Source organism: Pseudoalteromonas sp. (genome assembly GCF_041629635.1).
Lineage (GTDB): Bacteria > Pseudomonadota > Gammaproteobacteria > Enterobacterales > Alteromonadaceae > Pseudoalteromonas.
Map to the genome: position 1 here is coordinate 1 of NZ_JBFKMX010000142.1, position 8,976 is coordinate 8,976.

Genomic DNA, 8,976 nt, shown 5'->3' on the forward strand with positions numbered 1-8,976 from the left:
AGGCCGCCTTGTTCGTCATTTTGGTGAATACCAAATGCAAACTTTAGGTATTCCAATAACAGTGGCTGAGCATCAAGGTATGAAATTGAGTTCATTGCTTGCGAGATTTTATTTGCTTCAGCCCAATTGCCGTCATTTACATACTCTTGCATGGTTACACTTGCTTTCGGGAAGATACACCCTACACCTGTAATACCACCACATGCGCCAGCTAGGCCTGCGTGAACGGTTACTGTGTCTACACCTGCTAAGATTTTTGCATCTTTGTTTTCTAGCATCAGAGTTTCGATTACTGATACGTCCGTTGTTGAGATTTTAAGTGCTGTTACTTCTGGCAGTGCTGCTAGTTTTCTTAAAATATCAGTCGAAAGTGCATGGTAACCCGCTGCATCTGGGTTGTTGTAAGGCATAATTGTAACACCTGCTTCACGTGCTGCGTCTGCTGCAAGCGCATAATAAGCATACATTTCGTCATCAGAAGGTGCTTCTTGGGTTTTTGGTGGCATGACCATTACCGTATCTACACCAACTGTTGCCAGCTCTGTAACAATCGTTGCAAGGGCTTCTTTAGTTTCTGCCGCAGCACCACTAATTAATGGTACGTTAAATTCTTTAGCAACCTCAGAAAGCGCACTTAGTAGAGAAAGACGCTGCTCAGCACTTAGGTAACTATTTTCACCCAGCGTGCCCGAACCAACAAGACCGCCCATGCGTGTGCCAGCTTTACCTTCAACACGTAAAATATCTGCTGCGTACTTTTGTGTTGCAACTAGGTCAATTTCAAGTGCGCCTGTTTCAGTCTCTTTTAGCCATGTGAATACGGCAGGCATAACCGTATAACGCCAATCTGTACTATTTGTTTGCATCGTATTACCTTTTGTATAAAATCTTTATGGCCCCACTATATCGTATAAAATATACAAAATAAACAAATGAATGAATTTGTCTTCAATTAAGTCCCTAAATCATTGAGCTGAATTAAGTTTGGCTTGTATACAATTTAGCTTAACTTTAGCCTTAATTATATTAAAACTTACATGAGCTCATCACTTTTATAGGTAAAAGCACGTTTTTAAATGCGTTTATTTATCTTTAGCTATTGAAGTGTTTACTAATGAATAACCACTATTTATAGTTTTGTAAAATTTTGGGCGCACTTACTTTGCCCTGAGTCATTTCACTCATGCCCTTTCGCACTTTTTAAGTGTTAATACGTGCTGTTTATTTATGGAAATATCATGGATGTTATCGATATAAAAACATTTATCCCGAGTAAGGACTACGAGGTCTCTTTATCTTTTTATGCTGAAATTGGCTTTAAGTCTGAATATGTGAGCGAAGATCTTACGCTTTTTGAAAATGGCGATTGTCTTTTCTTTTTGCAGCGCTTTTACAACGAAGATTTAGCAAATAACTTTATGTTGCAAATTTGCGTTTCGGATATCGATGATGCATTTGAATTATGTAGCAACTCAAAATACAAAACTAAAATCTCACCAATCCAACAAATGCCTTGGGGCAACGTATTTTATCTATGGGGACCTTCGGGCGAACTTTTGCATATTACCCAATTAGGCAGTTAATTAACAAAATATGATAGCTCAACTTACTCATTCAAATAGCGATATTGCTTCGCACATTTACGCTGTGTTTCAAGCTTCTTATAAAATTGAGGCGGCACTGATTGGCACCGATAATTTTCCACCGCTATCGCGCACACCACAGGATATAGCAAGCTCAAATACTCTGTTTTATGGTTTTTATGAGGGTGACAGCCTTGCTGGTGTTATCGAAATCACATACCAAGACAACCTATTAGACATAGACAGTTTAACCGTAGCGCCAGAGCATTTTCGTAAAGGCATTGCCGGAAAACTGATGGAATATGTGTTAAATGCGTTTGATTTTACCAAAGCCATTGTTGAAACCGCGGTAGTCAATGCGCCAGCTATTCGCTTATACCAAAAACACGGCTTTAACGAGTTTAAGCGTTTTAGACCCAGCCATGGTATTGAAAAGTTAGCGTTAGTTATCGAAAAAGAACAATAGACGACATTTACAACACTATGATTCGACATGCATGCAAGGACGATTGCTTACAATTAGCCGCCCTTTCAATAAAAGTGTGGCTCGACACTTATGCCGTTGAAGGCATAAAGCGCGAATACGCCCATTACGCCCTTGCTACATTTAATGAAAGCTATTTTAGTACGTTACTCGATTCGTCAAATTACAACTTATTAGTGGTGGAAAAAGACCAAGTAATACAAGGCTATGCCCTGCTTAATATGAAATCCTTTTATCAATCAGCGATAAATGGTTTTGAGCTTGAAAAACTGTATATCGATACCCGATTTAAGGGCCAAGGCTTAGGTAAACAACTTTTAAACGCGCTCGAACACGAATTTGGTAAAGTGTACTGGCTTTATACTTGGGTTGAAAACGAATCTAACGAGTTTTACCAGTATTTGGGATTTCGTAACATTGGACAACACACTTTTGAATTTGCTGGCAGTCAAATCGAAAACAACGTTTACCTATCGAAAGCCCCCTAAATACCAAGCTTAACTGTGGTTTTAAGCTTGGTATGGCAGTTGATTATTTACATCATAAAGTCAGGCCGTTCGCCAAACTCACGTAATGTTGGAAATAGTGCGCTTATTTCCGTTTCATTTACGCCCATCCAACTGGCAAAGTTAGCCGCATACTGCTCGGTAGAAGTTGTGGGTATTAATCGACCCCCTCCCACATCCAATGAATGATCAAACTCTGCGGGCGGTAAATCACCATAAATTGTGCCGCCATTCACAGCGCCACCCATAACAAAATGATGCGACCCCCAGCCATGGTCGGTGCCATCACCATTTACCGCAAGCGTTCGACCAAAATCAGATGCTGTAAATAAGGTTACCTTATCAAATAACCCGTTTGCCTGTAGCTCGCTTGCAAATGCTCCAATGGCTTGATCTAACGTTGTTTGCAGTTCTGGTAATTCTCGCGCTTGATCAGAGTGGGTATCAAAACCGCCTAAAGTCACCATAAACACTTGTCGGTTAGTGCCAAGCTGTTGATGAGAGCTAATAACATTTGCCACACTCGCTAGCTGTTGCCCTAAAAAGCTATTGGGAAATGCGGTTGTTGTCTCAGTATTACTACTCACAGAAGATTTATAAAGGGCATTGGCATGATAGGCCGATTGTTGATTTGCAATCATATCTTGCTTTAACAGGTTGGATGCATGTTCCCCAGTTGCAGCAAAGTGTTGTTCAAGTTGTGCCTTTAAATCACCTGACACCCCTTTTAACACAGTAATATCTGCAGGATTACCGCCAATAAGGTGGTATGGCGCTGTTTGCTCTCCTGTTATCAGTAGTTCACCACTAGACATAGTAATTGCTGAAAATGGGCTGTCATTAGCGATATTACCTTGTACTAAAGCATCGCTAATTTTACCTACCCAACCAAACTGCGCACCTTCAGGGCTGCCTGACATCCAGGTAGATTGCTGATCATTATGTGAGAAAAGCCTTGCTGGTAAACTCGCTGTATTTGCTTCTATCATTGCCCGCTGAGTTGGCGCTAATATCGGTCCAACATTGCCCACTATAGCCATATTACCTTGATTATAGAGTGTCGCTAATTGCGTCATTTCGGGTGCGAGTGCAAACTTACGAGCACCAAATCGGGCTGGGGTATTAAGCGCATGTAAATTACTTTGCGTACGGCTGGTAGCATAGCGCGATAATAGCGGCGCCCTAATTGCAGCCCATCCTTGGTAGCTCACATCATCAAACGGAATAATGGTGTCATAATTGTCCATGCCACCGTATAAAAACACACACACGAGCGCTTTGTAATCATCGCTATTTGTTGCCGATTCATTGGCTAACACATTTAAGCTAGACAGTGTTGCAGCGGTTGCTAATGATGCTGAACCAAATTTCAAAAAGTTTCGTCTATTCATGATCATTCTCCTATTGCTGCACAAGGTAATCAGCAGAAGTCATTACCATTAAAATGGCAACTTTAACGCGTTGTTCTGAGGATGTAAGTGGGGAAATTGTTTGCACAATTCTATCATTGGTCTGCTCAGAAAGCTGATTTGCGGACAATAGCAGATTCAAGTAATCAACCAGCGCTTGTGCATTATCAGCGTAATTAAGCGCATTGCTATATTCCACCAAAAAGCTATTTGGCGCATCATCTGGGTCTAAATCGAGCCCTTCTGACTCAATCGCTTCCTCGACCTCTTCAATATCTACATTTTGCTGGGCACCAGAAATAAAGTAGGTCATAAAATTAATATAACCTGGGATTGAAGTTGCATTGGTTATTTGCAACTCAGGGGCAACCAAATTATTTTGTGCGGTTTTTGAACCCGGTGCGGCATAGCCTGGGCGGAAAAAGTTAAACACGCTGGGAGAGCGATATGGGTGCTGCCCTAAACGTGTGGCCGAGCTGGTATCCCATAGAGGTAATATAAATTCAGGCCAAATATTCGCTGCATTAAACGCTCTTGCCCACTGGGTAAAGCGAATAATCGGCTCTCTAATTTTACCTCTTTGCTCACCGGTTGGGTTTAGCGCCTCTTGATCAAATAATATTGCAGCTGTGGTTGCAGCTAAATCGCCGCGCTTACCGGCGCCAACACGTGTTTTATTTGGCAACTCGAAATAGCCAGTCTCAAAAGAGCTCGCCACGCGTTTGATATACGCTGGACTTGGATTACTTGAAACCAAGCGCTGAATTAACTGCCTTGAGATAAAGGGCGCCACATTCGGATGATTAAAAATAGTATCCAGCGCTTGTTCAACCGATTCTTCAGTAAAGGTATTTGCTGCAATAGTTTGGCCAAGAAACGTTTTTTCTTTCAGTGAATGGTCTTCATCAAACACCCACATTGGCACACTAAAGGCTTTGGCAACAGACTCTTCAAGTGCCTCTTCATTTAAGTTAAGACCAGTAAATACCCGTGCAAGGCCTTGTATATCGTTATTCGTGTAGGTTTCAATGGGCTGCCCATTATTATCGCGCATTTGGCTACCATCTAGATTGAGTTGTTCAACCCCAATGGTAAATAGCTGCAGAAGTTCCCGCGCGTAATTTTCATCAGGTACTTTACCAGTTGCCTCATCCCCTTTTTCATTGCCTAAATACGTTAAGTAAAAACCCATTGTTGGCGAATAAGTAACATCTCTTAGCAAGTCACGATAATTGCCAAATGCATGCTTTATCAATATATCTTGATAGCTCGCCATGGCTTCTGCATGTTCTGCTAGTTCATCGCCCGAATTGGTTGAGGTAACCAGTATTTCAGATAATGCGAAAGCAACGCGCTGTCTGAGTTGATCCTCAGCATTAATTGCATGTTGCCAAAATGCAAAACTGGTGGAAGCCATATAAATAAGACTGGGTTCGTTATAATCTTCGGGGCGAACATATTGCTCAATACTCGCCATCAAATAACTGGGAGGGGCATTCAGTTGTGTTTCGAACCACTCTGAAGCCGTTGTCGATTGGTACAGTTCTAAATCGCTCGGCTTCGCACCAAAGGTCGCCCTATTTAAAAACGCAACCGTTTGGTGACTAGACTGCCATGTGGTATCGGATGGCACTGCGCCCGTAATGGGTTCAGCAGTTACAGGTGCTTGAGCTGTTTGTTCATCGCTGCTGCCTCCGCAGGCAACTTGCGAACTGAGCAAACAACACAAGCTCACTGCTTTGAAAAGTTTTAATGGTGTTTTATAAGCCATAGTTACAGCCCTAGTTGATACTGTTAACCTAACTATAAAACCTAATTCACACGACTTCCCTTACAGTTGGACTCGCCAATACTTACAAAATTGTAAACTAACGTTCAATTGGCAACTCAATATCAAATACCGCACCCGCTTGGTTTGGTAATAAGGTAATCGTGGCATCATGAAGGTCACAAATCGCTTTAACAATACTGAGACCAAGACCATTTCCTGGTTGTTTGCGACTGTAATCCGCTCGGTAAAAACGCTCAAAAACAAACGCCGCAATCTCACTATTAATGCCAGGGCCTGAATCACCTATTTGCAAACGAGCACCGTCAAATTGACTTTGTAAACGGATCCATACATTGGCTTGTTCTTCACTGTAACGCAGTGCGTTTTCAAGCAAATTACTTATTAGTTGGTTAAGCAAATCAGCATCTCCTAAACACCTCACTCCATCCACCACAGAAATAGTGAGCTGCTTGCCTGCATCTTCAAAAACTGGAGCATAACTTTCACTCAGTTCTAGCACGAGGTCAGACACATTAAGCAATTTAAACCCGGCTTTACGTTTTCCCGATTCAATTTCATTGAGCCGTATTAAATTACTAAAAGTCTGAACAATGCTTTGTAATTCGCTATTTGCTTTATCAATATGGGTGAGCATATGCGCTTTATCATCGAGATCTTGCTGCATCATTTGAATGCGATTGGCTACGCGTGACAGGGGCGTTTTAAGATCATGTGCAATGCCTACCGTCATGGTTTGAGCTTGCTTGTGAACTTTCGTCATTTCATCAAGCATTTGATTAATGCTTTTGCCTAGACCGTAAAAAGTATGGTTTGACTTATACTCTTCAAGACGTTGATTACTTGGGTCGTTTGACACCTCAAATACTTGTTTTGCGAGCTGACTACTTTGAGAACTAAGGTAGTTACGTGCAACCCAATAAATAACCGGAAAACTTACCAGCGCGAAGACAATTAACAGTAGCACGGCCTGTTTTGTTTGCCTTCGTACTTCATAAATATCGTGATTCATGGGTGTCTGGAGGATCAGACTTGTGCCATCATCAAAGCGTTTGCCAAAGCCAATTGCTTGGATCATTTCGTCATTAAAACGGTATCGTTTTCGATGCCAGCCATTTTGAAAAGTCAGTGATTCTGCTCCAGTTATCAACTCGCCATCAGCGCTTAATAGTGCAAAGGTGATTTCATGCTCATCTAGCCTTGAAAGAAACGTTTTATGGTCAAATTTTGGCGTGTCCTCTAATTCGTATTCGTCTAATACGGCTTCCAATCCATCCTCTTTATAAAGTGCGTGGACTTCATCAATATGTGTGGTGATTTCATTCCGAGTTTCTGCATTCAGTGCACTCACCTGCTTTACAGCATAAAAATATAAAACAGCAATAAAACTAATAAGCAGTAATAAAGATGTGATAAAAAGGCGACTGAATAACGATAACTTATTGAAAAGCTTATTTAGAAATAACATAACCACACCCTCTGACTGTTTTAATAAGTTCATGGTCAAAAGGCTTATCGAGTTTATTTCTCAAGCGACTTACATGCGTCTGTACTAAAGACGTTTGCGGATCAAAATTAAAACCCCAAACATGCTCTAACAGCATGGTTTTAGTAACAAGCTGATTCGCATTCAGCATTAAGTACTCAAGTATCTTGTACTCCCTTGGCATTAAATCAAGCTCGGTACCATTGCGGGTGCATTGTTGCGTGGTTCTATCAAGTAACAAATCACCAACCACTAAAACATGATCAACTTGTTTCATTGGGCTGCGCCTTGCGAGCGCTCTCAGCCTTGCTTGTAATTCAGAGAAAGCAAATGGCTTTACCAAATAGTCATCAGCCCCTGCATCTAAGCCTTTTACCCGATCTTCTGTCGATGCCATAGCAGTTAACACAATAATGGGCGTTTCGACATTGCTCGTTCTCAGCAACTTAATCGCGTCAATGCCGTCCATATCTGGCAACATACGATCAAATATAATGACATCAAAATTCATTGATGACGCGGGGATAAGCGCTTCTTTTGCATGCGTATAATGTGTTAACGCATCCCCTTGATGATTTAATCCGCGCGCAATAAATTCAGCCGTGTCTTGACAGTCTTCAACCAGTAGTACGTTCATATCGTTACGCTTTTTGTATTTATTATTATCATAGCGTGTTCGCTCACTAAATAAATATACAATTCTGTAAGGCGAGCACTCAAAAGCGCACTTCCTGCTCGCTTAATCACATAACTAAGTGTATTTAAAGCTGCTATGTTTATTGTGTCAGCAGTTAGTTTTATTAACGGTTTATCGTGTTTAATCATCCACTCAACAATTGAGGTTTAAAATGGAAATTAGCGTAACAACAGAAATTAAGTGCCCAAAAGCGCTGGTTTGGCAAGCAATTACTGACATAGCTAACTGTAAAAATATGATTTCCGCGATTATCGATTTAGCCGTGATTGAAAAACCAGAGACAGGGTTAGTTGGTTTAAAGTGGAGCGAAACACGCGAGATGTTTGGTAAAGAAGCAAGTGAAACCATGTGGATAACCGAGGCAGTAGAAGGCCAATATTATTGCACCCGCGCCGAAAACTGTGGTGCGGTATACCTGACTAAAATGGCTGTTGCCGAAGACAATGGCAAAACAATTCTCTCTATGTCTTTTTCTAGTGAGTCGATGTCATTTTTTGGCAAAGTGTTTTCAGCATTAATGGGGCTATTGATGAAGAAATCTTTAGTAAAAATGCTCGAGAAAGACTTACAAGACATAAAACAGTATCTTGAAAATAAATAGAGCCTGTTAAATAAGAAATTACATTAAAAAAGGCGCTCCTAAGTGCGCCTTTGGTTTTTCGAAATGATAGAGCGAAATGTACTCTATAGTTTAAAGTATGTTCAAACCTAGTCGTTTTAATCGAGGCGACGAGTTGCAGACCTAGTGGACTAAGTCAAAAATCGTCAACAAAGATAAAAGCGACTAGGCTTGAACCCTTTGGGCAGCGCCTCTATGGGTTTATTACTGCGTTATCGCTAGAATTATTTGGAGAACCAAACTTCACTAGCTCTGCCTTGTACTAAACCCATACTTGCAGCTGCATAGTTAAACAATAGAGTTCATTTCGCTCTTATTCGAATCGGTAGCGAACATTCACGCCTATCGTTCTAGGTTTTAATGTCACTACGCGGCCAGGGTCTGAACTTACATCGCTATAACG

9 protein-coding genes are annotated in these 8,976 nt (G+C 41.2%); 4 read left to right on the plus strand and 5 right to left on the minus strand.

Annotated elements, in window-relative coordinates:
* The coding region (locus ABYD77_RS15775) for a dihydrodipicolinate synthase family protein (protein WP_372771071.1) at positions 1 to 866 on the minus strand (866 nt) is incomplete at its 3' end.
* 372 nt (positions 867 to 1,238) lie between these two features.
* Here ABYD77_RS15775 and ABYD77_RS15780 point away from each other — a divergent pair.
* The 3 genes from ABYD77_RS15780 to ABYD77_RS15790 are packed head-to-tail and all read left to right on the plus strand — an operon-like array spanning position 1,239 to position 2,555.
* Positions 1,239 to 1,583 (plus strand): lactoylglutathione lyase, encoded by a 345-nt coding sequence (locus ABYD77_RS15780; RefSeq protein WP_372771072.1) that lies wholly within the window; start codon positions 1,239 to 1,241, stop codon positions 1,581 to 1,583.
* Between the two features lie 10 nt (positions 1,584 to 1,593).
* A complete protein-coding gene (locus tag ABYD77_RS15785) occupies positions 1,594 to 2,049 on the plus strand; it encodes a GNAT family N-acetyltransferase (RefSeq protein ID WP_372771073.1) in 456 nt (151 codons plus the stop codon).
* Between the two features lie 17 nt (positions 2,050 to 2,066).
* Positions 2,067 to 2,555 carry an N-acetyltransferase family protein gene (locus ABYD77_RS15790; RefSeq protein ID WP_372771074.1) on the plus strand — a complete coding sequence of 163 codons (489 nt, stop codon included), beginning with the start codon at positions 2,067 to 2,069 and terminating at the stop codon, positions 2,553 to 2,555.
* Between the two features lie 47 nt (positions 2,556 to 2,602).
* Here ABYD77_RS15790 and ABYD77_RS15795 read toward each other — a convergent pair whose 3' ends face one another.
* The 4 genes from ABYD77_RS15795 to ABYD77_RS15810 form a co-directional block, all read right to left on the minus strand.
* The gene (locus ABYD77_RS15795; protein WP_372771075.1) at positions 2,603 to 3,964 is read right to left on the minus strand and encodes a DUF1501 domain-containing protein; all 1,362 of its coding nucleotides are present in this window, start codon (positions 3,962 to 3,964) and stop codon (positions 2,603 to 2,605) included.
* Between the two features lie 10 nt (positions 3,965 to 3,974).
* On the minus strand, positions 3,975 to 5,753 hold the full coding sequence (locus ABYD77_RS15800; protein ID WP_372771076.1) for a DUF1800 family protein: 1,779 nt from the start codon (positions 5,751 to 5,753) through the stop codon (positions 3,975 to 3,977).
* 97 nt (positions 5,754 to 5,850) lie between these two features.
* Positions 5,851 to 7,239 (minus strand): sensor histidine kinase, encoded by a 1,389-nt coding sequence (locus ABYD77_RS15805; protein ID WP_372771077.1) that lies wholly within the window; start codon positions 7,237 to 7,239, stop codon positions 5,851 to 5,853.
* A complete protein-coding gene (locus ABYD77_RS15810) occupies positions 7,223 to 7,894 on the minus strand; it encodes a response regulator transcription factor (protein ID WP_372771078.1) in 672 nt (223 codons plus the stop codon). The genes ABYD77_RS15805 and ABYD77_RS15810 overlap by 17 nt, the downstream gene beginning before the upstream one ends.
* Positions 7,895 to 8,105: 211 nt before the next feature.
* On the opposite strand from ABYD77_RS15810, the gene ABYD77_RS15815 reads away from it, so the two are divergent.
* On the plus strand, positions 8,106 to 8,555 hold the full coding sequence (locus ABYD77_RS15815; protein WP_372771079.1) for an SRPBCC family protein: 450 nt from the start codon (positions 8,106 to 8,108) through the stop codon (positions 8,553 to 8,555).
* Positions 8,556 to 8,976: the final 421 nt, after the last annotated feature.

What these genes read in the sequence shown, in the direction of transcription:
- ABYD77_RS15780 (WP_372771072.1), top strand. Translation starts at nt 1,239, where the DNA reads ATGGATGTTATCGATATAAAAACATTTATCCCGAGTAAGGACTACGAG.
- ABYD77_RS15785 (WP_372771073.1), top strand. Translation starts at nt 1,594, where the DNA reads ATGATAGCTCAACTTACTCATTCAAATAGCGATATTGCTTCGCACATT.
- ABYD77_RS15790 (WP_372771074.1), top strand. Translation starts at nt 2,067, where the DNA reads ATGATTCGACATGCATGCAAGGACGATTGCTTACAATTAGCCGCCCTT.
- ABYD77_RS15795 (WP_372771075.1), bottom strand. Translation starts at nt 3,964, where the DNA reads ATGAATAGACGAAACTTTTTGAAATTTGGTTCAGCATCATTAGCAACC.
- ABYD77_RS15810 (WP_372771078.1), bottom strand. Translation starts at nt 7,894, where the DNA reads ATGAACGTACTACTGGTTGAAGACTGTCAAGACACGGCTGAATTTATT.
- ABYD77_RS15805 (WP_372771077.1), bottom strand. Translation starts at nt 7,239, where the DNA reads ATGTTATTTCTAAATAAGCTTTTCAATAAGTTATCGTTATTCAGTCGC.
- ABYD77_RS15815 (WP_372771079.1), top strand. Translation starts at nt 8,106, where the DNA reads ATGGAAATTAGCGTAACAACAGAAATTAAGTGCCCAAAAGCGCTGGTT.
- ABYD77_RS15800 (WP_372771076.1), bottom strand. Translation starts at nt 5,753, where the DNA reads ATGGCTTATAAAACACCATTAAAACTTTTCAAAGCAGTGAGCTTGTGT.